Source organism: Mycobacterium sp. RTGN5 (assembly GCF_033804465.1).
Lineage (GTDB): Bacteria > Actinomycetota > Actinomycetes > Mycobacteriales > Mycobacteriaceae > Mycobacterium.
In genome coordinates, this window is the sequence record NZ_JAPZLA010000001.1 from 177,065 (window position 1) to 201,666 (window position 24,602).

The 24,602-nt window shown below is 63.2% G+C and carries 22 protein-coding genes; 12 read left to right on the forward strand and 10 right to left on the reverse strand.

Annotation, left to right across the window (positions count from 1 at the left end):
- Positions 1–1,319: 1,319 nt before the first annotated feature.
- The 6 genes from SLQ31_RS00850 (at position 1,320) to SLQ31_RS00870 (ending at position 9,792) form a co-directional block, all read left to right on the forward strand.
- A complete protein-coding gene (locus SLQ31_RS00850) occupies positions 1,320–3,515 on the forward strand; it encodes a hypothetical protein (protein ID WP_319428812.1) in 2,196 nt (731 codons plus the stop codon).
- Complete coding sequence (locus SLQ31_RS29445; protein ID WP_413641489.1) at positions 3,512–3,802, forward strand: DUF3850 domain-containing protein; 291 nt, start codon at positions 3,512–3,514, stop codon at positions 3,800–3,802. The genes SLQ31_RS00850 and SLQ31_RS29445 overlap by 4 nt, the downstream gene beginning before the upstream one ends.
- 1,150 nt (positions 3,803–4,952) lie before the next feature.
- Positions 4,953–6,860, forward strand: coding sequence for a hypothetical protein (locus SLQ31_RS00855; RefSeq protein ID WP_319428814.1), 1,908 nt, complete (start codon positions 4,953–4,955; stop codon positions 6,858–6,860).
- 350 nt (positions 6,861–7,210) lie between these two features.
- The gene (locus tag SLQ31_RS00860) at positions 7,211–7,417 is read left to right on the forward strand and encodes a hypothetical protein (RefSeq protein ID WP_413641490.1); all 207 of its coding nucleotides are present in this window, start codon (positions 7,211–7,213) and stop codon (positions 7,415–7,417) included.
- A 265-nt stretch (positions 7,418–7,682) separates the two neighbouring features.
- Positions 7,683–9,296, forward strand: a complete 1,614-nt coding sequence (locus SLQ31_RS00865; protein ID WP_319428815.1) for an arylsulfatase — start codon at positions 7,683–7,685, stop codon at positions 9,294–9,296.
- A gap of 55 nt (positions 9,297–9,351) precedes the next feature.
- A complete protein-coding gene (locus SLQ31_RS00870; RefSeq protein ID WP_319428817.1) occupies positions 9,352–9,792 on the forward strand; it encodes a pyridoxamine 5'-phosphate oxidase family protein in 441 nt (146 codons plus the stop codon).
- A gap of 74 nt (positions 9,793–9,866) precedes the next feature.
- Here SLQ31_RS00870 and SLQ31_RS00875 read toward each other — a convergent pair whose 3' ends face one another.
- Together SLQ31_RS00875 and SLQ31_RS00880 are read right to left on the reverse strand one after the other, a co-directional pair.
- The gene (locus tag SLQ31_RS00875; RefSeq protein ID WP_319428819.1) at positions 9,867–10,967 is read right to left on the reverse strand and encodes a tetratricopeptide repeat protein; all 1,101 of its coding nucleotides are present in this window, start codon (positions 10,965–10,967) and stop codon (positions 9,867–9,869) included.
- Positions 10,968–10,979: 12 nt separating this feature from the next.
- Positions 10,980–11,204 carry a hypothetical protein gene (locus tag SLQ31_RS00880; protein ID WP_319428821.1) on the reverse strand — a complete coding sequence of 75 codons (225 nt, stop codon included), beginning with the start codon at positions 11,202–11,204 and terminating at the stop codon, positions 10,980–10,982.
- 186 nt (positions 11,205–11,390) lie between these two features.
- Here SLQ31_RS00880 and SLQ31_RS00885 point away from each other — a divergent pair, with 186 nt between their 5' ends.
- The 4 genes from SLQ31_RS00885 (at position 11,391) to SLQ31_RS00900 (ending at position 17,029) form a co-directional block, all read left to right on the forward strand.
- Entirely contained in the window at positions 11,391–13,274 is a 1,884-nt protein-coding gene (locus SLQ31_RS00885; protein ID WP_413641491.1) for a bifunctional serine/threonine-protein kinase/transporter substrate-binding domain-containing protein, read from the forward strand.
- Between the two features lie 4 nt (positions 13,275–13,278).
- The gene (locus SLQ31_RS00890) at positions 13,279–14,436 is read left to right on the forward strand and encodes a BTAD domain-containing putative transcriptional regulator (protein ID WP_319428823.1); all 1,158 of its coding nucleotides are present in this window, start codon (positions 13,279–13,281) and stop codon (positions 14,434–14,436) included.
- 171 nt (positions 14,437–14,607) lie between these two features.
- Positions 14,608–15,996, forward strand: coding sequence for an oxygenase MpaB family protein (locus tag SLQ31_RS00895; RefSeq protein WP_319428825.1), 1,389 nt, complete (start codon positions 14,608–14,610; stop codon positions 15,994–15,996).
- 70 nt (positions 15,997–16,066) lie between these two features.
- Positions 16,067–17,029 carry an alpha/beta fold hydrolase gene (locus SLQ31_RS00900; protein ID WP_319428827.1) on the forward strand — a complete coding sequence of 321 codons (963 nt, stop codon included), beginning with the start codon at positions 16,067–16,069 and terminating at the stop codon, positions 17,027–17,029.
- Between the two features lie 6 nt (positions 17,030–17,035).
- On the opposite strand, the gene SLQ31_RS00905 is transcribed toward SLQ31_RS00900, so the two are convergent.
- The 3 genes from SLQ31_RS00905 to SLQ31_RS00915 all read right to left on the reverse strand — a co-directional run bounded on the left by SLQ31_RS00905 (position 17,036) and on the right by SLQ31_RS00915 (position 19,137).
- On the reverse strand, positions 17,036–17,656 hold the full coding sequence (locus SLQ31_RS00905; protein WP_319428829.1) for an NADPH-dependent F420 reductase: 621 nt from the start codon (positions 17,654–17,656) through the stop codon (positions 17,036–17,038).
- Between the two features lie 75 nt (positions 17,657–17,731).
- Positions 17,732–18,157, reverse strand: a complete 426-nt coding sequence (locus tag SLQ31_RS00910) for a hypothetical protein (protein WP_319428831.1) — start codon at positions 18,155–18,157, stop codon at positions 17,732–17,734.
- Positions 18,158–18,201: 44 nt separating this feature from the next.
- Complete coding sequence (locus SLQ31_RS00915; protein WP_319428833.1) at positions 18,202–19,137, reverse strand: SDR family oxidoreductase; 936 nt, start codon at positions 19,135–19,137, stop codon at positions 18,202–18,204.
- A gap of 173 nt (positions 19,138–19,310) precedes the next feature.
- On the opposite strand from SLQ31_RS00915, the gene SLQ31_RS00920 reads away from it, so the two are divergent.
- Positions 19,311–19,781: a MarR family winged helix-turn-helix transcriptional regulator gene (locus SLQ31_RS00920; RefSeq protein WP_319428835.1), complete on the forward strand. Its 471-nt coding sequence runs from the start codon at positions 19,311–19,313 to the stop codon at positions 19,779–19,781.
- An 18-nt stretch (positions 19,782–19,799) separates the two neighbouring features.
- On the opposite strand, the gene SLQ31_RS00925 is transcribed toward SLQ31_RS00920, so the two are convergent.
- From SLQ31_RS00925 to SLQ31_RS00935, 3 genes are read right to left on the reverse strand one after another with little or no spacing between them, the layout of a single operon-like run.
- Positions 19,800–20,423 (reverse strand): NADPH-dependent F420 reductase, encoded by a 624-nt coding sequence (locus tag SLQ31_RS00925; protein ID WP_319428837.1) that lies wholly within the window; start codon positions 20,421–20,423, stop codon positions 19,800–19,802.
- A 46-nt stretch (positions 20,424–20,469) separates the two neighbouring features.
- Entirely contained in the window at positions 20,470–20,856 is a 387-nt protein-coding gene (locus tag SLQ31_RS00930) for a nuclear transport factor 2 family protein (RefSeq protein ID WP_319428839.1), read from the reverse strand.
- Entirely contained in the window at positions 20,853–21,587 is a 735-nt protein-coding gene (locus SLQ31_RS00935; protein WP_319428841.1) for an SDR family NAD(P)-dependent oxidoreductase, read from the reverse strand. Before SLQ31_RS00935 ends, SLQ31_RS00930 begins: the two co-directional genes overlap by 4 nt.
- Positions 21,588–21,713: 126 nt before the next feature.
- Between SLQ31_RS00935 and SLQ31_RS00940 the strand changes: the two genes are divergently transcribed.
- Positions 21,714–22,298: a TetR/AcrR family transcriptional regulator gene (locus SLQ31_RS00940; RefSeq protein WP_319428843.1), complete on the forward strand. Its 585-nt coding sequence runs from the start codon at positions 21,714–21,716 to the stop codon at positions 22,296–22,298.
- Here the strand turns inward: SLQ31_RS00940 and SLQ31_RS00945 are convergent.
- Together SLQ31_RS00945 and SLQ31_RS00950 are read right to left on the reverse strand one after the other, a co-directional pair.
- Positions 22,295–23,017 (reverse strand): cutinase family protein, encoded by a 723-nt coding sequence (locus SLQ31_RS00945; protein ID WP_319428845.1) that lies wholly within the window; start codon positions 23,015–23,017, stop codon positions 22,295–22,297. The genes SLQ31_RS00940 and SLQ31_RS00945 overlap by 4 nt on opposite strands.
- A gap of 97 nt (positions 23,018–23,114) precedes the next feature.
- Positions 23,115–24,554: a PE family protein gene (locus tag SLQ31_RS00950; protein ID WP_319428846.1), complete on the reverse strand. Its 1,440-nt coding sequence runs from the start codon at positions 24,552–24,554 to the stop codon at positions 23,115–23,117.
- Between the last annotated feature and the right edge of the window lie 48 nt (positions 24,555–24,602).

Genomic DNA, 24,602 nt, shown 5'->3' on the forward strand with positions numbered 1-24,602 from the left:
GGGCGCCGCCACGCGGGCTTATCCGCGGTATGTCTCCGACCGGCCTGCTGAAGGTCGCATGCTCGTGTCAGGTATTCACCACCGGGGGGGCCAATCGAGCGGTTGCCGACAGCTCTAAGGATCCCAACATCGAATCCCACGCCACCCTGTGGCGTACGCAATACGTCGATATCGGGCCGATCCATGGGATCAGGTTTGCGCCGGGGCACTCGAACTCCGAGATCACGTTCTACATCATCGAAGCAATCCGGCTCAGCCTTACTATGATTGTTCTCTTCTTGCGCGCCCTGTGGTGGGTTGCTGCCGACGTCACTAACACGTGCAACGTCACGCCCAACACTCGCACACTTCTCCTGGGGCTTCCCGCCCGAACCAAGCGAAACAAACTGTGCTCCTGCAACTCTGGACAAGTGACCCGCGAACGCACGCACCCAGAGCCCGAAGGGCTTTTCAACAAGTCACCGGGTACCCCTGGCATTCGTTGTTCGTGAAGCAACAGGACTTGCGGGGAAGCCGCCATTGCGCTGAAGAACTCTGCTGGTGGCGCTGGCAGACATAGTTGGGCTTTATAGGTGTGTGCATCATCTGTGATAGAGGCGGGTCGTCCAACAGTGGGTGATGACGTTGCAGCAGAGAGGAGTTCGCTGCAATGCCTGGCGTGGTGTCAAGTTCGTACTGGATCTAGGCGACCACCGTTGCCGGGTGAAGAAGGGTGCTGCCGTCCTAGTTCTCGCAACAGGAAACGCCTGTTCGACGACCTCGCAAGAGGATGCCTCCCTCACCGTCGGTCTCGACGATCGCAGGTTTCGTGGTGGCGTCATTGCCCTAACGTGCCGGACGTTCGCCGCTGTCGAAACGACATACACGGCATACAGGTCCCAATATTACGTTCGCAGCGACCGCATCAAATGCCTCCCGCCCATCTCCAATCGAGCCGCACAGTCAACCACCGCAGACGGCCGAGCAGAGCTCACTCAAAAGCCCACGCCGACAGCCCCCAAACCCGGGTGGCTGCGTGCCTAGGACGGCATCCGCCGCGTCGATCAGGAGACTAAGGAGTAACGCCGCCACTGACTAGTGTTGGACAGCTCCGGCGACCAGATTGCTTGGAGCCGCACAACCGACAGACGGCGTTGGCCGGCTCTCAGTACCGGCAGGAAACCGCCTCTCCACCACCACGGATAGGACCCGACTGCGTCCCGTCCCGCAGAATCGAGCCCAACCGAACTCCTCGGCTTTGCCGCCGCCAGCATCGGCGATATGGCGAACTGTGCGTAGCACTCGGAAACCCGGCATCACGAACACTAGGGTTGGCGGGTGTGGCAGAGTCCGAGATATCCGAGACCGCAGACCAACACGTGGCCCGGTTCCAGTTGCCGGGGACGTCTGCATTCCTAATCGGAACCTTCGATAAAGGGATAACAGTTCTAAGCCAGCAGGCGAGGGCACTCAACTTGGCATGGGCGCTTGTGGAGTCTGGAGCGTTGCCAGTTGACCGAGCGTCCAGTTCCTCGGAAGCCGAGGACCTTTCGCGCAAACGCGTCGCGGTGATCGGTGCAGGCTTTGCCGGGCTCTCCTTTGTTGCCGGACTCCTTAAAAAGCGGGTCAATGCAGACATCATGATCTTCGAGCGTCGCGACACAGTACTTCCACTGCAGCACGGCAGCGACTCGAGGTGGCTGCACCCGCACATCTACGACTGGCCGAGCCGGGGCAGCGAGGCCTATAGCGCTGCGTTGCCTGTACTTAACTGGACAGCCAGCAGAGCGTCAGATGTAGTAGTTCAGGTCTTAAAGGAGTGGGCGGATATTGCAGGAAGTGAGCAGCCAGCCCCTGAAGGCACAACTTCACCAGCGCCGACAGTCACCGTCTTTTGCAACACCCGCCATATTCAGGTGTCCAACGACGCCGACGCGTTTGCGATGACTGTGGAGTGGATTGGTGAACAGCGAGATAGCGCCGATCCGTCGATTCCTGCTACAGGAAGGCCTTTTGCGCTCGGCGCTTCCGAACCGTTCGACATAGTGGTTCTTGCGGTTGGATTTGGACTGGAATCGGGTGCTCGTATTGTCTACTGGCGCAACGAAACTCTGGCCCAGCCGCATTTGGGTCAAGCTCGAAGTACCTACATCGTGTCGGGCTCCGGCGATGGAGCGATGATCGACATGTTCAGACTCCGCATCTCGCACTTTCGTCAAGATCGAATTCTTGCGGAACTCTTTTCCCAGCAAGACGCGCTTCTAAGCCGCCTCCGCCGGATCCAGGACGCAGCGCCCGATGGTGCTGGTTTTGACGAACTGCGTGCAGTGTGGTCGGACGGTTCGTTGACCGCAGCTACCACCCAGGTTCAAGAACGGCTTCGAGAGCGCCTTCGGCAGGACACTGTAGTGCTCTTGCGGGTAAGAAACCCAAGCTTCGCGAATCTATTTGTGGATAAACGCGTTTCGTTTCAGAACAGGCTGCTCGCCTACCTGCTGTACAGATGTGGAGCATTCACCCCGGTCATAGCACCGAAGGATGCGGACTTGAGTCGGCTTGCTAAAGAACACGCGGTGCCCGACCACCGGATAATTATCCGCCACGGCACCGAGAAGAAGGCCGGAATCAAGGACGTATTAGCTGACTCGCTTCACGCCCTGGTTGATCGTTGCTTCGACGATCCGGCCAACTTCCATCAAGAGGATATCCCGGTGTGGCCGGGCGGTTACTTTGATATGCCAGGCCTGACAGAGTTCAAACCCGGTGGGCGTCGACGCACAACGAACGTTGTTAAAGGTCATTGGCGCAAAGAGTATTTGCCAAGCCCGACGGAAGCGATTGCAACCGCCTTCTGCTCTGCAGTCAACGGGCTTGTGGCCAGCACGACTGAATCATCGGCGCGACTTCGGGTAACCCTGCACCGCACGCTGTATTTCGGCGACGAGGTAGTTCTCCAGCAGTGCTGCGACTACCCAGGTTTAGTGGTCTCGCCCGAGAGTCGACGGGCCGGCCGAACGTTTCCGGTCCACAACGGCACCATCGGCGCAGCGTTTGTGCTTGACCGCGTGGTGCGCTCAAAGAAGGATGCGACGAAGGCAGCGCTCAGGGCGGATATGAAGGCGATGAGCTTAGACGAGGCTTCGCAGACCATGTCGAGCCGCGTTGCGTCTATTGCTGCGATACCGCTACTAGGGCGTGCGCACCCCCGGTTCGGGCCCGCGGGGAATGTCGTGGGGGTTGTCTATCTTGATAGTTACGACGAGAACGTTTTCGTTGACGACGAGATACTGGGCCAGGTGATTCGTATGTGCAGCAGCTTCCTAGCAGCGCTGCCCACAGTCGCGCAAACAACCTCGGGAAGGATCGCGAACACAGAGTTTTGGCGGCCATCAGACCCGGTTGACGACTCAGCGCACAGTATCGATCCGTCAACCTGGCAAGGCCTCGAATTGGCGACGATAGGCGTCCCTCGTACCGACCGGCTCACACACCTTAACTTTGACTTCTCTGATTTCATCCCGGTCGAGCGAGCATGACTGCCCGCACACATGAACTGAAGAGCTGGTCAGAGTTCTTTCGGCCAATCGTGTCGGGGGAGCGCGCGCACGAGTTGCGGCGCAATGACCGTGACTACCGTGTGGGTGACCGGTTGATACTTCGTGAATATGATCCCGAGGCGGGCACGTATTCAGGTGAGTACTGCGAGGTCGTCGTCACTTCGATTACGTCTCGTGATGTTCCCTGTGCAGTGTCTGACCAGGGGCTTAACCCCGATTTCTGCATACTGTCGGTGCGGGTAGTCCCGTCCCGCGCCGAAATCTGAGTGCTGTCAACGTGGCCAGGGTCAGGGCCAGGGCGGCACGCGTGGTGAAGAGATTTCGACACCCGATGATTCCGCTAGCCGCGGGACCTGGTAGCTCCCGTAGCGAACTCGAGACAAGGCGAAGCCCCCACCGCGATGGTCAAAGTTCGCTGTCCTCGGGACCATGGATCGCTGGTATGCCCTGCCGAAGCTGCCGGTTCTTCTCAGCGTCGAGCAATGCCTGTGAAAAGCCTGGCCTCGCATGAAGCCCGTCCAAGAACACGCGGACGGCAAGATCGACGGTGTCTTGTAACGACTTCGTTCCGGTGAAAAGCGAAGCCATGCCCAACTCGAACCGTACGCGATCCGTCACTCGGTACCCCGAAGGAGTACCAGGGTCCAGCTTGGGCTTTGGCCCGCGGCGGGACTCGCGTTGTGTCGTTCCTGACATCTACTTAACCTTTGGCCTACGGTGTAAACCTAGAAACAATGTTTCTGAGTTTAGCTGCTTGGAGGGGTCGATCTGGCGTGAATGACCAGTTGCTGTACCAAATCGGATCGGGTGGCGCGTCAACGAATCGTGCCGACGGCCTGCGGGACCGCGTCTTGTGAGCAACACTCTTCGGATGGCGTCGGACCCCAACCGTTGGCCTGCGCGGGATGTGCTTCGGAGGCTGCCCGACAACTTGCTGCGTTACTTGTCAGAGGGGTCTGACAACCTTGCTTTCGGGTACACGAACTGAATTACGGAACAACGAGTAGCTAGCGACTCAAGGCACGACTTGAGACGAAACCGTCAATCGAAAGGGCAACATGACTATCGCAAGTTTCTCGGTTCCTGAGAAGCAGGAATCTCCATTGATCGAGAAGTTGCGCCAGCGCCTGAGTGCAGTCGGCGTGGTTTCGTACTCAGTGGAACTGGCGGGGGCAGGCGAACCAACGCTTGATCTCGATGGAAATACGTTCGTGGGGGATGTGGAAATCGAAGATGGAGTCAACTCGTATGTCTCAGAGCATACGCGGTCAGTAAGAGCGTAACCGCCGGGCGATTTCGGACTCCCCAGAGCTCAGGTCTGCAAAATACAATATGCCTATAGTGCTGCTAGTGGGTACGCCGGGTAGTCTCCTTTCAGAGACAGGCGCGCGCATATCGACCGACGACAATTGCACTGTGATCGATATAGAGTCGGAAATGCTAGCCAATCTAAATGACCAAGATCGACGAGCGGTCAATACCCGAAAGAGTGGGTCAAACCGTTCCGATATGGCTGCTTTGACCAGGGCCTTTCCTCGAGCAAAGGTACTATCGCTCTGGAAGAGCGCCCTCGAGGCATCGGTCACCGCGATCGTTCCCGAGCATATTACCGTGCTTGTCTGTCATCTGACGCTTTATCGAAGCGACCGTAGCGAATTCTATTCAACTGCTGCGTTGATCGCTTCGGTACTGGGCGAGCACGGCCTTGAAGTCACCGAGGTCATTCAGTTGATCGATGATGTATTCGACATGTACGAACGTCTCAATGTTTCATCGGGCGCGCTTAATGCCGAGTCAGGAACACTTCGCTGGAGATCGTTCTCGCTAAAGGCCCTACCAGCGGCGCCGGCGCGGTCTAATGCCGAAAATCTATCCTTAGACAAGCAGACCGAGTTGGAAACATGCATACAGACCTTGACTTTGCTCTTGAACTGGCGGCACCAGGAGGCGCTGTCAGCAGAATCCTTAGCGCATGCTCTCGGTGCACGTTTCACCGTACTCGGCGTAAAGCACCCCTACGAGGTGCTTCGTTCTCTGGTGCAAGCTCCTGATAATGGCGGAAACCGGCCGAGAACCGTGTATGTATCGCACCCGATTAGTGCCTATCGACGTGACGTAAACCAAAAGCTTCTTAGCGGCGCCAATGATGGTGATCTTTGGGCCGACGGCGTACGCGAGTGCAACGAAATTCCTGCTCTTGTTGGCGAGGACGGGCAACTTGTAGGCATCATGCCGACTGCAATTGACGAGTTGCGCTTCTATCCCCTGCGGCGAGACGCGAAGTCTCTTGTCGATCGCTCGCCGTACCTGGGCCCTCGGTGGCCCTTGATGCAAAATGGAGTCGGCCTGATTGCTACGGGCAGCGGACAGGCACTATTCGACGATGACGTCGAGCACCGTACTGCGATCTTGGCCGAAGATAGCCCAATCGCGACGGAGGTATTTACAGGCGAACTGACCCGCTTTCTTGAGGGATTTATCTTTAATGAAATTCCTTATCGAGATCATCTAATCGTTGCGAACTCCGACGCATTACTGGTACATCGCCCTTTTGCCGACCGTGCCAGATTGTCATCGGGGGTGGAGCACGAAGTTCGACACTGGCGCGACAGGCAGAGGAATGGTGAAGAGTCGATACGCCTCGTGATTCTCCATTCGTCGCTAGAATTACGACAGCTCAGTCAGCGCTGGCTCGGGGCCGAATGGATCGGGGACGACAACGCCCGAACGAAGGCCAGGAACTCTGCGACGGATGGTATCGGTGCGTACGCAAAGCAGTATCTAGGCGATGACTACGAATTGGAATTGGCTCAGTCGTCGGCGGTACTTGAGGGAACTCCGCTAGATTTCGAGCATCTCGGCGGGCGATTAGAATTCAGCACGCATGAATCCGTATTAAGCCTACGGAAGGAAGCGGTCGTTGAAGGTTTTACGCGGTACTTACTCGAGCGTCTGGCGTTGCTTCCGGGCATGCTTGTCGGAGGTGTGTGCATCTTCCTCCTGCCGATAGGAGTATTGCCTAACAGTGCAACCTTTGCGCGGGTGCGTGAGTTTCTCGCAGCGGATGATGTCGAAGCAGAAGCCAGCGTTGAGGTACTAGGCAGCCCGCACCAATTGGTAGGGATATCACGAATTCTTGCCGCCCAGCCTGTGATGCACGAGTTCTTTGGTTTAGATGTAGATCAGATCGACGCCGCAACTCAGCGTCAACTAGGTAAACAGCAACTTTCGCTCGAAGAGCGTCTTGCGGGACGGATGCCGGCAGCTTGTGCTGGCGCGCTTACATTTTACGAGCGTTGCACCAAAGAAGAGGCAGACACGTAGGGCCCATGCCCTTTTCCCCGGCGGACCGCAGCAATCGTTGTGACCGGCGATCCGGTTGGTGCCGGAATGATCGTCGATGGCGCGCAGGCACTGCAGATGCTCGCAGAGGAAGCTGAGCGGAATCTTGAAATGAGCTGTGTAGTAGGCACTTTCGAACTAACACGACGAACCACTCAAACTTGAGCCTGAGCGCAAGCGAATTGTGACGCAGCCGATATCCGATGTACCCCATTACGGTCGCAAAGAGGTGTTCCTGTTGGGCCTGGCCCCCGGTCGCCAGTTGGAGGTGGGGGCGAACCAGCGGTCCATGACCAGCGACGGCTGGAATCCGTTGAGCAAGTAGTCGATTGGTGATCGCCGGAGAACTCATGATCGGCGCGGTCGAGGCGTTCGAGCGCCTCGGCTATGAACAGGGCCGCGCACTCCTCGAACAGGCGCCGACCCAGGGCATCGACACACTGGAGGATCCGCCACGCGAGCTCGTTGATCTCTTCGAGCATCTGGATCAGCTGCCCGCGCCCAATTCGATTGAAAACGTTGTACTTCACACTGCATGACCTCACGCACCTCGGTGGAAACATTAAGCCCCAGATCATTCCGATCCCGGCTGTAGGAATCGAAGCGGTTCGTGGGAGCGATGCCGGCGCAGATGCTGTGAGACAACCCGCAAAGGCCCCGTTCGCCCCTCTCCAGGAGTGCAGCCAAACGCGAGAACCCACGACATACCGCGGCAGTCGCGGGGCAGCACGCGTGTAGGTGCTGCCACTGGTTAAAAGGAGATCAACGCCGGTCTAATGGTGGGCCGTGACAGGATGCTTCAGCGTGACACGCCCCAACTTCCTGGTCATCGTGGCCGACGACCTCGGCTTCTCCGACATCGGCGCCTTCGGCGGCGAAATCAACACCCCCAACCTGGACCGCCTGGCCCACGCGGGTATCAGGCGGACCGATTTCCATTCGGCCCCGGCCTGCTCGCCGACGCGGGCGATGTTGCTGACCGGAACCGATCCCCATGTCGCCGGAATCGGCACCATGCTCGAGATGGCCGCCCCGGATTTCCGGGGCGCCCCCGGCTACGAGGGGTATCTGAACGACCGGGTCGTGGCGCTGCCGGAACTGCTGCGCGACGCCGGCTACCAGACCCTCATGGCAGGCAAGTGGCATCTAGGCGACACCATCGACAGATCTCCGTGGGCACGGGGATTCGACCGCTCCTTCGCCCTGTTGCCGGCCGGAGCCAGCCATTACGGCACCCGTGAGGGCGGCGGGTTCTCGGCCGTGCCGACGATATTCACCGAAGACGATCAGTTCGTCACGGTAGGGGAGGACTTCTACTCGTCGGATACCTATACCGACAAGCTGCTGCAGTACCTGCGCGAACGTCCCGAGGGCCCGGACGACCAGCCCTTCTTCGCCTACCTGCCCTTCCAGGCGCCCCACTGGCCGCTGCAGGCCCCGCGGGAAACCATCGCCGAATACCACGGCCGCTACGACGCCGGACCGGACGCACTGCGCGAGGAGCGGCTGGCTGCGCTCACACGACTGGGCCTGTGCCCACCCGACATCGAGCCGCACCCGGTGGTGGCCGACGGCGCCCCCGAATGGGCGGAGATGACCGACGAGGAACGCGCCGTGTCCGCCCGCACCATGGAGGTCTACGCCGCCATGGTGGACAGGATGGACTGGAACATCGGCCGGGTGGTCGACTACCTCGACAGCACCGGCGAGCTCGACAACACGGTCGTGATCTTTCTGTCGGACAACGGCGCGGAGGGAACGATCGTCGAAGCTATGCCGCTGCGCGGCGCCGGGATCGCCGCATTCGTCGCGAAACACTGTGACAACAGCCTGGATAACCTCGGCGGTCCCACCTCCTACACCTGGTACGGCCCGCGCTGGGCGCAGGCCGCCACCGCGCCGTCGCGGCTGCACAAAGCCTTCACCAGCGAGGGCGGTATCCGGGTCGTGGGCTTCGTCACCTGGCCGGGCTTTACCCGGCAGGGGGCGATCGGCACGGCATTCACGACCGCCATGGACATCGCCCCGACCGTGCTGGAGCTCGCCGGCGCCGAGCATCCCGGTACCGCGTACCGGGGTAGGGAGGTCGAGCCGATGCGCGGCCGATCGATGGTGCCCTACCTGTCCGGACAGACGGACATGGTGCACGATACCGACACCGGCACCGGGTGGGAGTTGTTCGGCCGCCGCGCTATTCGCCAGGGCGATTGGAAGGCGCTTCACCTGCCCGCGCCCTACGGCCCGGGCACCTGGCAGCTCTATGACCTCTCACGCGATCCCGGCGAGGTTGACGATCAGGCCGCCTCGCGACCCGACAAACTGGCCGACTTGCTGGAGTTGTGGGACCGCTACGTCGAGGAGAACGGGGTGATCATCGGGCCCGTGTCGCTCTTCGAGGTCGACGCGGAGGCGCTGTGACCCGCACGTGCGACACGTCGAGTTGAGGATTCCGCGCGGCGCCTAAACTCTTGTCATGCCAAGAAAACTCACTGATGAAGAAGTTGAGGCGTACCTGGATAGCCGCCCGGGCTGGGCGGTCCTGAGCACCATCGACAAGGATGGATTTCCGCACTCGGTACCCCTTGGATACTTTCGCCTCGGCCGCGACATCATCATGGGTGTGCGAGATGGGACTCGCAAAGTTGCCAACGTCGAAAGCAACTCGCATGTGAGTGTCTTGCTCGAAGACGGCTCTACCATGGCCGATATCCGGGGAGTGCTGCTCCAAGGTCGCGCCCGTATCGTTCGCGAATCAAGCGAAGCACTTGAGCTCTCGAGGGAAGGTGCTCGGGCGCGGGGCGTGCCCGAGGCCGACTGGCCCACCGAACCCAGACCGGGCGCCGCCTACATCCGCATGACTCCTGTGCGAACAGTGTCTTGGGATTACGCGCATCCGACCGCGGACGAGGCTTAGCGCCGGCCACGCCACCGTGGGAGGCATCGTGCTGCGACAGAGCCAGAGCGGGGGCGGTGTCCACGGCACCCTGGTCACCGCGAACTCCTATGCAACCGGAGTTCTGTCTTCATTGCACGAAGGTCGACCAGCCGTGGATGCTCGGCCGCCAGGCTGGCGGTCATCGCCATCTCAGCTTGGGCTAGCAGCATGTCTGCCGCGTCGAAGTCGCCCAGGCCTGCCATCAGCGCCGCCAGGTTGTGCTGTACGAGCGCTACGTCAGGGTGCGTCCCGCTGAGTGCGGACTGCAGGATTCGCAGGCCCCGTTCGTAGCAGTGGCGGGCCGCGGCAGCATCACGGGCTGCGGCGATGGTCACCGCGAGGTTGGCGCAGACCATTCCGACTTCGTAATGGTCTATGCCCAAGGTGTTTTCGAAGATGTGCAATGCCCGCCGATACACCGCTTCGGCGGCTTGTGGGTCGCCGGCATCGTGGAGCAGCGCTCCGATCGCATTCAGGTCACGGGCCACGTCGGGGTGATGTTCGCCGACCACGCCGATGCGCAGTTTAAGGCCGCGATGTGCGTAGGCGAGACCCTCGGCGAACTGCCCTCGCGAATGCGCGAGCCCACCGAGGTTATGCAGCAGCACGGCCAGCCCCTGCTCATCTGCGACAGGCTCGACGTCCAGCACAGCGCGTAGGCGCGCATAGTGGGCCGCGGCATCATCGAAGCGGCCGGTGTGCTTCGCGGTGACACCGCGCATGTCGTGGATCGACAGCACGCTGCTTTCGTCGGGTGCCAACACCCGGCCGGCGACGACCAGTGCATGGGCCAGTCGGGCCTCGGCCTGTTCGAAATCGCCTTGGGTAGAGGAGATTCGAGCTAGCGAGATCTCGATGTCCACCCACAACGCCATCAGCTCGGTGTCGTCTGTAGCGGCCAGGGGTGACGCCACCTTGCAGGCCCGTTCGGCTAGAGCTTGGGCTTCGGTGAAGTCTCCTGCGAGTTCCGCCGCGTCAACGCATGTCAATAGAAGATTGGCCAGATCAGGGGAATCCGGGCCGAACGCCACAGTTGCGGCGTCGACCGCGACTGCTGCCAGCCGACGGGCGTCATCCAGTCGCCCGGCATCCAGCGCGTCCAATGCCGCATTGTGCTGTGCTCGTGCCACCTGCGCCGGCCCGGATTCCACCATCGGGCTGGTCCGTCACACCCGGCCGCGCACTGCGGGGGCGAGGCTGTGTTTGGTCCAGATCACGTGCTTGGGTCGTGCTGCGATCAGGCTGTGGTTGACGCTGATGGCCCGCTTCGGCCGTGCCGTCGTCAGGCTGTGGTTGGGGTTGAGTGCGCGCTTGGGCCGTGCCGTCGTCAGGCTGTGGTTGGGCTGGAGCGCGCGCTGCGGCCGGGTGGTGAGGAGAGTGGTTGCGTTCATGGCCTGCTCCTGGATATGGCGGTGTTGTCGGCGAGGGCGTGAACCAGCATCCGCGGCAGCCTCAAATAGTTCTCAAATGACCGGGCCCTGGGCCGACTCACCGGCGATACCTGAAGGTCAAAGCAGGTGCGGCGCGTGCGGCGTGGGTATCTTGGGTGTCTGACTTAAAGGCAGGTCGTTGGGGCAATGGCGGGTGATCGATTTACGACGCAGCGCGATGAGGGCGACGTGCTGCCGATGCTGTTGGCTGCCGAGGGCTTTGACGAAGCCAGGCAAATCGGGCGCGGTGGGTTCGGGATTGTGTACCGGTGTGTGCAGGTCGAATTGAGTCGCGTTGTTGCCGTCAAAGTGCTGACCGCTGATCTGGAGGACAACCGCCCCAGGTTCATCCGCGAACAGCAGGCGATGGCCCGGCTGACGGGCCACCCCAATATCGTCCCGGTCCTGCAGGTCGGCGAGACTGCGCGAGGGCAGCCCTTTCTGGTGATGCCCTTTTACTTGCGAGGTTCCCTGCATGCGCGGATCGCTGAGGCTGGCGTCGTGGGCCTCGACGAGGTTCTGCACGCCGGGGTGAAGCTCGCCGGGGCACTGGATTCGGCGCACCGTCAGGGCATCGTGCACCGTGATGTCAAGCCGGCCAATATCTTGCTGACCGACTATGGCGAGCCCGCGCTCACCGACTTCGGTATCGCTCATCTGGCCGGTGGGTTCGAGACGGAGACGGGCGTGTTTACCGGGTCGCCGGCATACACCGCGCCGGAGGTGTTGTCTGGGCAGCCAGCGAGTGAGGCGTCCGACGTGTACGGGTTGGGTGCGACGTTGTTCACCGCGCTGACCGGGCATGCGGCGTTTGAGCGGCTCGATGGTGAGCAGGTGGTGGCGCAGTTTGTGCGCGTCACTGCGGGGCCGGTACCTGAGATCGACACGCACGACATGCCCGCGGACGTCGCGGCGGTGGTGGTGTCAGCGATGGCTCGTGATCCGCAGGCGCGGCCTACCGCTCGCGAGTTGGGTCAGCACCTTCAGCAGTTGCAGGCAGCCCGCAACTCAGTTGTTGATGAGATGGCGCTACATGGCGGCGGCGATAGTCATCGGGCCACTCGGCAACGGCAGGTTGAGCATTCGACCGAGGCCGCTGCGCGTGGGCCTGCCGGATCGGGCCGTCGGCGCGCACTCGGTTGGGCAGGTGTCGTGCTGCTGCTGATCGCGGCGGGCATCTTCGGGTTCGTGCACTGGCGCGGTGAGCCGGGCAGCGCTGACGGTGCGGAGCGGAACACCGCATCTTCGCCCGCGGGCGTGGTCCCCGAGATCGCGGCGATGTTGCCTGCAGGCATCAGCACGGCCGGCCGGTTGACCGTCGGCGTCGAAGTGCCCTTCGCGCCCTTTGAGTTCAGGAACTCCACCGGCGACATTGTCGGATTCGATGTCGACCTGATGAATGCGGTCGCACAGACACTCGGGCTGACAGCGGAATACCAAAACCTGGCCAATTTCGAGGACATCGTCCCCGCGGTCCAGCGAGGTGACCTCGAAGTAGGGGCAGCCGGGATCACGGATACCCGCGAACGTGAAAAAGAGGTCGATTTCGTCAACTATTTCCGGGCCGGCACCTTGTGGGTGCAGCGGCCAGGGCCGCCGATCGATCCCACCGCCGCGTGCGGACTCAAAGTCGGGGTCCAATCGGGCAGTCTCCAGGCGACCGACGAGGTTCCGGCGAAAAGCGATGCGTGCGTGGCAACGGGACTGAAGCCGATACAGACGGTGGTCTTCATGCTTCATAACGAACTCACCCAGGCGTTGCTCAACGGTGAACTCGATGCGATGTCGCTCGACTCTCCGGCGGCCGGGTTTGCGATCAAGCTCAGCACGGGCCGATTGGTGGCCGCTGGTGAGGTATTTGACGTTGCGCCGTACGGCTGGGCCGTTGCCAAGGGCTCAGGACTCTCGGAGCCGCTGCGACGGGCACTTGAGCATCTGATGGAGACCGGGGAGTACCGGAACATCGCCGCGAAATGGGGGATTGAGAGCGGCATGGTTGACAAGCCCACAATCAATGGGGCCACCGGGTAAAGGGATGGCGCAGAACGATATCCGGGCCGGCATACTCGGGGCGTGTGAGATGCGAGTCGGCGAGACAGCGGTGCAGCTCGGCTCGCATAAGCAGCGCGCAGTATTTGCGATGCTGGTGATCCACCGCAACCGTACGGTCGGGATCGACGAATTGATCAGCGCCGTCTGGGGGGATGCGCCGCACTCCGGAGCGCGGGCCGCGCTGCAGACGTACGTATCCAATCTGCGTGCTCTGATGGCAGGCAATGGGATTGACACCCGCGCCGTCTTGGCCAGGACACCACCGGGGTACCGATTGTCGGTTCCTGACGACGACTGTGATGTCGGTCGATTCGGAGTCGAACGGACCGATGGCATCGCTGCTCTCGTTGACGGCCGCTTCGGGCAGGCCAGCGAGCATCTGTCAGCCGCATTGTCGCAGTGGCGTGGGCCAGTGCTTGACGACCTGCGTGAGTTCACCTTCTTTGAAGCGTTCGCCACTGCGCTGTGCGAAGAGAAGCTGACGACGCAGATAGCCCGCGCCGAAGCTGAAATCGCTTGTGGCCGAAGCCACATGGTCATCAATGAACTCGAAACCTTGACTGCCGAACATCCCTACCGTGAGCCGCTGTGGCTGCAACTCATGAGGGCGTATTACCTAACTCAGCGCCAAGCCGAAGCGCTCGACGCCTATCACCGATTGAAAACTGCACTGGACGAAGATCTCGGCATCGATCCAGATCCTGTGGCGCAGGCCTTGCATGGACAAATGTTGCGTCAGGAACCACTCGATGCCGCCAAAGGTGCCCAGCTGCGCGCCGATGCCACCATCAAAGTCCTCGGGGAGTCGCTGGCCATCCTCACCGAACATCCAGACGGCCCGGTACTTCGTGGCGCTGACGGGACTGCGCTTCCGTTGCGCGCGTTCAGCACTCGAATTGGACGCAGCCCCGACAACAACATCGTGTTTGACGATGCGAAGATCAGCCGGCATCACGCGGCCATCATCGAGACCGGCAGCGGCTTCGTCATTGCCGACCTGAACTCCACCAATGGTGTGTACGTGTCGAACCGGCGTATCCATCCCAGTGCGACACTCTCAGGCGGAGACCTGATCCGCATCGGCGACCGTGAATTTACCTTCGAACTCAGTGTGCCGAATCTGTTGCACGATGATGACTGATCCCTGGCGCTGTGCGGAGTGCGCTGGGTTTCGTCTCGGCTGATGGCCGAAGGTGGGTAGCGATCACCGAGCCGCGGCCGTCCCACACCAGTGACCCCTCTTCGTCCAAGGGCAGACGCCAAACCGGAAACCGGCGTTCCCAAATAGCCACGTCCGCGATAACGTCGCTTCATGACGGTGACTGGTGAGCGTCCGGAGATCCTCCTCGAGGACGTCGACTTCAACCGGCGTGACCACCCCGACCGGCCGTTGCGGCCCATCCCGCCTGGTCGCGACCAGTTCGCCGACCAGTGGCGTTTTATGCGCGAATTCATCTTCGGCGAGTGGATCGACGTCGCCAAAGAGCTCGAACCCAGCGACCTCACCCGCATCCGTGACGATTATTTCTGGCAACGCGACGAACTCATGATCGGCGCGGTCGAGGCGTTCGAGCGGCTCGGCTACGAGCAGGGCCGCGCACTCTTCGAGCAGGCGTTGACCCAGGGCATCGAGACACTCGTGGATCCTCCACGCGAGCTCGTTGACCTCTTCGAGCATGTGGATCAGCTGCCTGCCCAATTCGATCTCGTCGCCGCCGAACGAGGCCGGATGCTGGCGATGTCGAGCACTGTTGCCGCCACAACGATCATCCGCGGGTGGGCGTTCTACGAGACCGCGATGACCGGGGATATCTCAGCAGCCACCGGCGCCACAGGCCGATTCGCCGACGACGGCCCACGCCGCTTCATCGAAACCGCCCGGGTATTCGCAGAATTCACGCTGCCCGACATCTTCGACCGCCATTCGGACGCATTCCAAGACGTGGTGCGGGTGCGGTTGATGCACGCACTGGCCAGTCGCGGGTTGCGGCGGAAGTGGGGTGACGACGTCTATCTCAAGTTCGGCGAACCGATTCCCGTGACGTCGTTGCTGGGGTTCGGCAGCGGCATGCTGCTCGGACGTCTCGTCGACCATGCCTTCGGGCGCAAGCTGACTCCGCAACAGCTCGAGGATCTCGCCGAATATTCGTCGTTCTCCGGGCGGCTGTGGGGAGCCCCGGAACCGCTGCACTCTCCAAACGGCATCGAGCTGATCAAATCGCTGAATTATGTTCTCGCCAGGGGTGGCAACCCATCCCCGTGGCGGGCCGAGCTCGTCGACGCCATCGCCGGTCCCGTACACCTGAGGACGCTGACGGAAGCGCTGCCCGCGCTTGCCAAGAAGGTGGCCGCCCGCTACGCCAACCAGATCACGGCCAGCATCGCGCTGACGCCGGCAGGCGTCGTGTTCGGATACAAGCAAATCGAGGCCATGGTCGCGGGGACGCTCTTTGAGCCCCTGGGCTACAACTTCGAACGCCGAGTGCGCATCTTCACGCACCTCACCAAAGTCAACGTCGGCATCGCCATGGTGGCCGACAGGCTGCCGTGGTCCAACCCCATCCGTGAGCGCAGGAAGAAGAGCGGCGCGGCTGCGCGCGAGCGGATCGCCGCGCTCAGCAAGATCGCCCGCGGTCGGCACATCCCGCTGACCTTCAGCCACCACGACCAGTCGACAAAGGGTGAGGGCTTCACCGGCTAGTCCGCCCGACGTCACGCCCGCCCTGTCCCACAGAACCGACGCAGCCAGGCCGCGACTACCATCGAGGTTCATGACGGAAGGACCACCCCCACCCGCGTCGGCGCAAGGCCAGGCCGGCGAGGTCCCCCCGCTCGATGTCGATGGCTCTGGAATTCTTCCCCCGGTTGAGGACCAGGTGCGCCGACGGTTTCGGCTGCTCGAACGGCTGGCGCCGTGGTTGGGATCGCGGTGGGCGGTCGAGTTGTGGTGCACTCCACCGATTCTCGAGTCGAGTCTGCGCATGCCACCGGGGGTGTCCCCAGGCAGCCCGGTAGAGGCGTATTGGGATGGGCATCGAGTCGCTGGTGAGGAATGGGGCGAGGGGCCGCCGGTATACCTCGTGCACGGTTGGGGCGGGCAGCGCCCGCATTTGGCCATGTTCGTCAAACCGCTGGTGGAGGCCGGGTATCGGGTCATTGCGTTCGACTTGCCCAGCCATAACGATTCCGAGCCAGGTGCGCTCGCTCCCGGGCGCACCACATCCGCAGAGTGTGCCGCCGCGATCGCGGCCATGATCGAGACCCATGGGCCCGCCCACGCGGTGGTCGCTCACTCACTCGGCGCGAACGCGACGGCATTGGCCGCAGCAGATGGCACACCGGTAGGACGCCTGGTCTTCTTCGCACCCATGGCCGATTTTCCGCTCTATCTAGACCTGTTCGCCGCACGCCACGGCTTCGGCCGACGTATCCGCGCGGGCCTGCACCGTCGTCTGGAAAAGCGAATCGCCATGCCGCTTCGTGAGACGAATATGACCGGCGTCGGTCGACGAGCCAACTACCCTCCGCTGCTTCTCATCCACGACCCCGACGACCCGGACAGCCCGTATGCCGCCAGTGCGCGACTGGCCGCGTCATGGCCGGGCGCCCAATTCCTGACCACAAAGGGGCTCGGCCGCCTGGCCCACTACCGGGTCCTGCGCCACCGCCCTGCCATTACCGCCGGGGTCGAGTTCATCGGCGAGCGAGCGGACGGCACGAGCCAAGATCAGTAGGCGGCCTCAGCCGGAAACGTCGACGCTGAGAGCGAAGTCGAAGTTCCCCACACCGTGTTGGGCGAGACCGATCATGACCAGGCCCGTTCCTTCCAGGTAGTGCGCCATGTTCAAGCCACCGACGTCCAGTGGGCGCAGCTTGAGACTTTCGACGAACTCGGCCACTGCCGCCTTGGCCCGCGCGTCGTCACCGGCGATGAGGACGTCCAGCGTCTGACTCTTGGCCAGGACAGCACCGAAGGTGGTGTTGAATGCCTTCACTACGCTGGCGCTGGCCGGGGCTGCTGCGGCGACTTGCTCTGCGCTCGAGGTGTCCTCGGGCGTGGCAAGCCCGTCGGCAGCGGCATTGACGGGGTTGCTGATATCGATGATGACCTTGCCCGCCAAGGCATTTCCGTACTGGGTGACGACCGGAACGACGTCGGCGTACTTCAGCGCCACGATGACGATGTCTCCGGCCGGGACGGCGCCGAACTCTCCCGTCGTGGCCCCGCCGAGAGCCGTGGCGAGGTCAGCGGCCCTGGACTTATCGCGGCCGATGATCTCGACGGTGTTGCCGCCGGCGACTGCCAGCGTGCCGATGGTGCCGGCCATGTTGCCGGTGCCGATGATGCTGATGCTACTCATGTGATTTCCTAACTTCTCTTTTGAACTAAACGGGTGAGCGTGCCGCCCGCAGGGCGCAGGGCACGGTCGCGGTTGTCACTGCTCGTTGGTGCGTAATTCCCAGGGCGGCATGCCGATTGCCTCCGCGAGGTTGCGTTGTAGCGCAACGCCAGCAGGCAGCGTGCGGTAGAAGATGCTCACCTCGGCGATCTTGGCGTCCTCGTCGAGCAGGACGAAGAAGATTCCGTTGACCGCGGCGTCTCCGACTTGCAGACGGAAGTGTGCGGCGTGGTGGGTCTCGCCGCTGAGGACCTCCATGTAGGTGTCGTCAGACGACAGTGTGTTGACTTTCTTGATGGTCTGCACGGCGGCGTCGCGGCCGGCGACTGGCTCATCGCCGAACGGTCCGTATAGCCGCACGTCCTCGGCGAGCAGCCCGGCGAGTGTGTCCTCGTCGACGCCGCCGTGGATGCAGTCGACGAAGGACTCCAAGGTGGCACGGTGCGGGGCGAACGTGGTCATGGCTACTCCTCGTAGTGTGGGTATTCGGTTGTCGTGCTGAGGTTTTAGCTGCCGGTGAAGTAGTGACCGTTGTCCACGTCGGCCATCAATGTGGGCTCAACGGGTTCCCAGCCGAGGGTCTGGCGGGTGATGACGCTGGTCGCCGGGAAGGTTCCGGTGACCAGATTCATGAACTGGCCGAAGTATCCCGGCAGCATCAGGACATCCATGGGGATGCTCGCGGCGGGCAGGCCCACACGGCTGCCGATGGCCTCGGCGATGTCGCGGAACGCGATGCCCTCATCGTGAACCGCGTGCCAATATCTGCCCGCCGGACCCTTCTCCAACGCCAGGCGGAAGAGGGAGGCGACATCGCGAATATGCACGGCGCACCAAAGATTCGTGCCGTCTCCGGGGTAGCCGGCGACGCCCTTCTCCTTGGCGAGTGCGATCAGCCCCGGCAGGAAGCCGGCGTTATCGGTCGTGCCGTGCGCAATGAGCGGGAGCCGCACGATTGAGGATCGCACCCCCTGCTCGGCGAGGCCGATCACAGCCTGTTCCACAACGTTACGAGCCCGCAGCGTGCCCTTGTCCTCTTCGCGGCTGGGTAGGGCTGGGTCTTCTTCGGTGGCCGGTCGGCCCAGGTTTCCCGGCGAGCCGATGCTGCCTGCTGCGACGAGTGGCTTTCCGGTTCCCGCAAGCGCCTCGCCGTAGGCGAGCATGATTGGGAGCTCGGCGGCGGCCACAGCGTCCATCCCGCCAATCGGAAGCAGGTCTTGCCTGTGCGCGACGTGGATGACGCCATCAGAGTCCGCGGCCGCCTCCTTGAGCCCGTCGAGGTCCTCGAGGTCGCCGCGTCGAACCGTCGCCCCGAGCGCGGACAGGGCCTCTGAGGATGCGTCCGATCGGGCCAGGCCGGTGACCACGTGCCCGGCGGCGAGGAGCTCGGGGATGATGTGCGAGCCGGCGTGACCGGTCCCGCCGGTGATGAAAACGCGCATGTTGCTCTCCTTTTGACGGTTGGCGCCGAGGAAGAATTGGCGTGCGTGACGGAGTGGGCGTGCTCCAGGGCCTGCGCCAGCACGTCCCGTCTAGACTCAGGCGAAAAGGTTGACTCCTCCACCATAGAGGATTTGGTAGATGTGTCAACCAAATGGCGAAGGGGCGGAGGCTGATGGAACCGAACTGGCTGAACGCGGGCGAAGCGCGTGCCTGGCAAACCTTCGTCGATGCGCACTATCGACTTGAGTTCCATCTGACCCGACGTCTGCAGGAAGCGGGCCTGTCCGGGGCCGACTACGAGGTGCTCGCGGTCCTCTCGGCTCTCGACGGGGACCGCATGTCCGCCCGCGAGCTGTGCAACGCACTGGGCTGGGAAAAGAGCCGTCTTTCCCACCAGGTCCGGCGCATGCAGAGCGACGGGCTGATCAGCCGGGAACCCAATCCTGGCGACGCTCGTAGCACCATGGTCTGTCTGCTGCCTGCCGGTCGCGCCGCCATCGAGAATGCGGCGCCTGGGCACGTGCAGGACGTCCGCCGGAACTTCGTCGACCTGTTCACCCCGGCTGAACTGGAAGCGCTCACCGCCCTCAACCAACGGGTCCTGGACCACCTGGCCAAGGACGGCGACGCCCCGCCGATGTGAACGAGCTCGCGGTGCGGCTCAGCCGGAAACGGTGACGCCGAGCGCGAAGTCGAAGTTCCCCACCCCGTGGCGGGCGAGGCCCATCATGATCAGCCCCGCTCCTTCCAGCCAGTGCGCCATGTGCAAGCCACCAACGTCCCGTGGGCGCAGATTGAGACTTGCGACAAACCCGCCCACGCTCGCCTTGGCCCGCGCGTCGTCACCGGCGATGAAGACGTCCAGCGGCCGGCCTTGGGCCAGGACAACACCGAAGACTGTGTTGAATGCCTTCACCACACTGGCGCCGGCCGGTGCCACCTTGGCGACTTCCTGCGCGACCGATGTGTCGTCGGGGATGGCCAGCCCGTCGGCCGCGGAGTTGAAGGGGTTGCTGATGTCGACGATGACTTTGCCCGCCAAGGCATTTCCGTACTCAGCGACGACCGCAACGACGTTGGCGTAGAGCACGGCCACGATGACGATGTCGCCGGCCGGGACAGCGCCGAACTCCGCCGTCGTGGCGCCGCCACCGAGGTCCTTGGCCAGCTCGGCGGCCTTGGTCTGATCGCGGCCGATGACCTCGACGGTGTTGCCGCCCGCTACCGCCAGTGTGCCGATGGTGCGCGCCATGTTCCCTGTACCGATGATGCTGATGTTGCTCATAAGATGTCCCGTTCAAGCTAGTAGTTGAAATGGTTTACGTCGCAGCTCAATCCAGCCCAAGGAGCTGTTGCATCCGCACACCGGACGGCAACGGACGCCACCAGATGGTCACCTCGGCGATCGTGCCGTCCGCGTCGAGGAGGAACCTGTCCATCCCGTCGACCACGGTGTCGTCGATCTGCAGCCGGAAGTACGCGGCATGGTGCGTCTTGCCGCTGAGCACTTCTTTGTAGGTGAGGTCGGTCGCGATCGCGCCGACCGCCCGGATGGCTTCCAGGACTGCCTTGCGGCCGGCGACTGGCCGGTCGCTGAGCGGTCCGTACAGCACCACGTCCTCGGCGAGGATTTCCGAAAGTGCGTCGTTGTCTGCGCCGCCATGCATGGCGTCGACGAACGACTCCACGGTGTCGCGGTGCGGGGCGAATGTGGTCATATCGCTGAAACACCGCCGTCGACAACCAATTCCATGCCGTTGACGTAACTCGAGTCGGCTGAGGCGAGGAACAGCGCGACGGACGCGATCTCCTCGGGGCTGCCCATCTTGCCCCGAGGGATCTGGGATTCGAACTGCGCCTTCATCGCCTCGTCGAACAACTCCTCCTGCTTGGCGGTGGCGACCTGGCCGGGCGTCAGCACGTTCACCCGAATCTTTCTGTCCTTCAACTCGTTCAACCACACCCGCGCGTAGGCGACCAGCACGGCCTTGCTTCCCGCGTACACACTCCACTCCGGATAGCCCTTGAGCGAAGCGTTCGACCCGGTCATGAAGATCGAGCCGCCATCGTTGAACAGTGGCAGCGCCTTTTGCACCGTGAACAGCGTGCCGCGCGCATTCAGCCCGAAGGCGGCATCGAACTGCTCCTCGGTGATCTCGCCGAGCCTGCTCTGCTCGCCGGTCCCGGAACTCGCCCACAACACGTCGATCGAGCCCTTTTCCCGCTTGACCACGTCATACAAACGGTCCAGATCGTCGAGGCTGGCCGAGTCGGCCTGCACGCCGGTCACATTCCGGCCGATCTGCGCGACGGCATCGTCCAGCGCATCCTGTCGTCGCCCCGAGATGAAGACGTGAGCGCCTTCGTCAACGAACAACTTGGCACCGGCCAACGCCAAACCACTTGTCGCGCCGGTGATCACCGCGACCTTGCCATCAAGTTTTCCCACGATAACTCCAATCATCGAATACTGCCGAACCTATGTACACCGATCGGCGTGCTTAACGTATCGAAGGACTACCCGGTATGCAAGCTATGTACACCGATCAGTACCAAACTGGGCTAAACTGCGTGCATGACGGAGCTGGAAAAGGGGCCGCAGGGCCTGCGCCGCGGCAGGGGCGCACGAGAGCGCATCCTCGGCGCGTCACGACAACTGTTCCGCGATCAGGGCATCAACAGCACCGGCCTGGACCAACTCTGCGCGGTGGCTCAGGTGTCCAAACGCACCTTCTACCAGCACTTCAGCAGCAAGGATGAGCTGATCGCCGAACACCTACGCCGATTCGATCCCGACGTCCTGCCCGAGGTGTTCGACCGCACCGATCTCACACCCCGAGAACGGCTCCTCGCCGCGTTCGACCTTCACGGGCCGCTGTGCCCGTTCATCGCGGCGGCCGTCGAGATCAATGACCCTGGCCACCCGGCCCGGGTGCACGCGGCCGACTACAAGAAGGCTTTCGCCGCGCGGCTCACCGAAACCGCGCGCGAGGCCGGCGCCGCCAACCCCGACCAGCTTGGTGAACAACTGGCGCTGCTCTTGGACGGCGCTTCGGCCCGCAACCGAGTTCTCAACACAGAAACGTTCGAAACCGCCGCCGCCATCGCAGCCGTTCTCATCGACAACGCCATCCCCGACCCGTCAGTCCCGAGTCACTAGCCGTTATTGCCGGCAGCGCCGATCCGCTCGACGGCGTATTGCGCTGCCTGAGTGGTCATTCCGTTGAATCCATAGGTGATGTGCGCAAAGCCCGGCTGGCCACCAGGCGTGCCGTCGCATATGGAGTCACCCGGTGCGCACAGCTCCAGGGTCTTCGGGGTATAGCTCGGTCCGATGGTCAGATCGGGTGCGCTGTACTGCGCCAAGAACTCGGGTGACGGCGTGCCGAACAATGTCACCGCGGCGACGTGGTTCGCCACGCTCGCCGGCAGCGGCTGCGGCGCGACTGCCGCAGGCACGCCTGCCGGGACCTGGTTGGCCGTCACGTAGCCGGCGACGATCGCGCCCTGGGAGTAACCGCCGAGCACGATCTTGGTACCGGGGCAGTTCGCGGCGGTGGACTGGACGTGCGACCCGGCGTCGCGGACGCCGTCGATGACGGTACGGGCGAACTCCTCCCGGTTGGCGAAATCGTCGCTGGCGGCATAGTTCACCGGGTAGACGTCGAGCGTCCGCGGCCCGAGCTGTTCACGCAAGGCATCGACGTACGACTGGCCGACGCCGCCGACGCCGGGTGCCTCGCCGGTGCCGCGCGCGAAGATGAGTGCCACATCGGGGCAAGCGTCGGCAAACGCGGGAGCGGCGGATATGGAGCAGAAAATCGCTCCGGCGGAGACGACGGCTGCGCTGAGAAGTCGTGGCAGATGACGTATTGGCATGAGGTTCCTCGCGTTTAGTGAGCGCGAGCCGATCGGTCGCACCGCAAAGTCGGCGTACCCCCGCGTGCGATGGTCCAACCCTGCTGCAACAACTTGGCTAGACGGTACCGCCCGACCCGCCGTCGCCGCCGGGCCCGCCGTGGCCACCGGCAGCGCCGGCGCCACCGGCCCGACCATTCCTAGCGTTACTCGAGCCACCGCTGGTGCCGTACGCACCCACGCCGCCAGCGCCGCCGGACTTGGTCCCGGTAGGTCCGCCGTATCCGCCGCCAAGGCCTCGACCTCCAGGTCCTCCTTGGCCGCCGATGCCGCCGGGTCCCGCGTGGCCGAGCAGTCCACCCGCTCCACCGGTACCACCTCTGCCACCGCTGCCCCCGGTGCCGCCTGTGCCGCCGGGACCGCCCGTCCCGCCGTTGGCGCCGGTCCCGGCCTGGCCGCCCTGACCGCCGAAGCCGCCGAAGCCGCCATTGCCACCGCCGCCGCCGTATGCGCCGGCGCCGCCATTGCCGCTGAGAAATCCGCCGCGACCACCGTTGCCCCCGGTGCCCCCGTTGCCTCCGGTGCCGCCCGGTCCACCGGCACCGCCCGTTCCGCCGGCAACCCCGCTGTCGCCAAACTTGCCGATGCCGCCGGTGCCACCCGCCCCGCCGGTGCCGCCGTGGCCGGCTCCTCCGCCGTCGCCGCCATTGCCGGTGAGCAAGCCGCCGTTGCCGCCGTTGCCGCCGTTTCCGCCGGGGCTGGCGTTGTCACCTGAACCGGCCGGTTGCGTGCTGGTTCCGTCAGTGCCGTCGTCCCCATAGGCGGCCAGGCCGCCATACCCACCCGAACCGCCGTTGCCGAACAAGCCCGCGCTGCCACCGTTTCCGCCATTGCCGGGAGTCGCTGCACCGGAACTGCTTCCGCCAGTGCCACCCGAACCGCCGTCGCCGCCGAACAGTCCGCCGTTACCGCCGCTGCCCCCGAGTTGGTTGGCCGCGCCATGGGCGCCGTTTCCGCCGCTGCCCCACAGGATGCCGCCGTTCTCGCCCGCTTCACCCGGAAGCGCACCGTCCGCGCCGTTGCCGATCCACAGCGTGCCGAAGGGGTCCCTGATCGCGAAGCCCGCCAGCGGGCTCGCCGAGGCGGAGATCACCTTCGCGCTGGGCTGAGAAGTGTCCGGCCCATTGCCATGTCGCCGTGAGCCAGCAAGCGTTGACGTTGGCAGTGGCACGGCGATCAGACCGGTGCGTCGCAGAGGCGCTGCGATATCGGTCTGTATCAGCGTGGCCCGAGGGCTGACGGGTGTGACCGTAGGGGACTGCTGCACAACAGATTGCTTGGCGATCGGCACAGCTCTTGGCGCACCGCCATAGGGTTCCGACGCTACGGTCAGCTCCAGCTTCGGTGCCGCGGGCAACGCCCCGGCGATCAGGTCGACGGGTGCGCCGGACAGCAGAATGGTCACCGCTGCGACGGCCAATCCGGTCGGGACGAGACGAACGCCCGCGCCCCACGGTGAGGCTGGTGCGCAAACGGTTTGTGCCGCTTCAGTCTTCATGCCCGTATTCCCTTCGACGCCATCACAGGGTGAACCCCCGTTGAGAAG

What these genes read in the sequence shown, in the direction of transcription:
- SLQ31_RS00925 (WP_319428837.1), bottom strand. Translation starts at nt 20,423, where the DNA reads ATGAGCAACATCAGCATCATCGGTACAGGGAACATGGCGCGCACCATC.
- SLQ31_RS00920 (WP_319428835.1), top strand. Translation starts at nt 19,311, where the DNA reads ATGGAACCGAACTGGCTGAACGCGGGCGAAGCGCGTGCCTGGCAAACC.
- SLQ31_RS00890 (WP_319428823.1), top strand. Translation starts at nt 13,279, where the DNA reads ATGGCGCAGAACGATATCCGGGCCGGCATACTCGGGGCGTGTGAGATG.
- SLQ31_RS00885 (WP_413641491.1), top strand. Translation starts at nt 11,391, where the DNA reads ATGGCGGGTGATCGATTTACGACGCAGCGCGATGAGGGCGACGTGCTG.
- SLQ31_RS29445 (WP_413641489.1), top strand. Translation starts at nt 3,512, where the DNA reads ATGACTGCCCGCACACATGAACTGAAGAGCTGGTCAGAGTTCTTTCGG.
- SLQ31_RS00875 (WP_319428819.1), bottom strand. Translation starts at nt 10,967, where the DNA reads ATGGTGGAATCCGGGCCGGCGCAGGTGGCACGAGCACAGCACAATGCG.
- SLQ31_RS00895 (WP_319428825.1), top strand. Translation starts at nt 14,608, where the DNA reads ATGACGGTGACTGGTGAGCGTCCGGAGATCCTCCTCGAGGACGTCGAC.
- SLQ31_RS00870 (WP_319428817.1), top strand. Translation starts at nt 9,352, where the DNA reads ATGCCAAGAAAACTCACTGATGAAGAAGTTGAGGCGTACCTGGATAGC.
- SLQ31_RS00900 (WP_319428827.1), top strand. Translation starts at nt 16,067, where the DNA reads ATGACGGAAGGACCACCCCCACCCGCGTCGGCGCAAGGCCAGGCCGGC.
- SLQ31_RS00910 (WP_319428831.1), bottom strand. Translation starts at nt 18,157, where the DNA reads ATGACCACGTTCGCCCCGCACCGTGCCACCTTGGAGTCCTTCGTCGAC.
- SLQ31_RS00905 (WP_319428829.1), bottom strand. Translation starts at nt 17,656, where the DNA reads ATGAGTAGCATCAGCATCATCGGCACCGGCAACATGGCCGGCACCATC.
- SLQ31_RS00945 (WP_319428845.1), bottom strand. Translation starts at nt 23,017, where the DNA reads ATGCCAATACGTCATCTGCCACGACTTCTCAGCGCAGCCGTCGTCTCC.
- SLQ31_RS00930 (WP_319428839.1), bottom strand. Translation starts at nt 20,856, where the DNA reads ATGACCACATTCGCCCCGCACCGCGACACCGTGGAGTCGTTCGTCGAC.
- SLQ31_RS00950 (WP_319428846.1), bottom strand. Translation starts at nt 24,554, where the DNA reads ATGAAGACTGAAGCGGCACAAACCGTTTGCGCACCAGCCTCACCGTGG.
- SLQ31_RS00940 (WP_319428843.1), top strand. Translation starts at nt 21,714, where the DNA reads ATGACGGAGCTGGAAAAGGGGCCGCAGGGCCTGCGCCGCGGCAGGGGC.
- SLQ31_RS00915 (WP_319428833.1), bottom strand. Translation starts at nt 19,137, where the DNA reads ATGCGCGTTTTCATCACCGGCGGGACCGGTCACGCCGGCTCGCACATC.
- SLQ31_RS00880 (WP_319428821.1), bottom strand. Translation starts at nt 11,204, where the DNA reads ATGAACGCAACCACTCTCCTCACCACCCGGCCGCAGCGCGCGCTCCAG.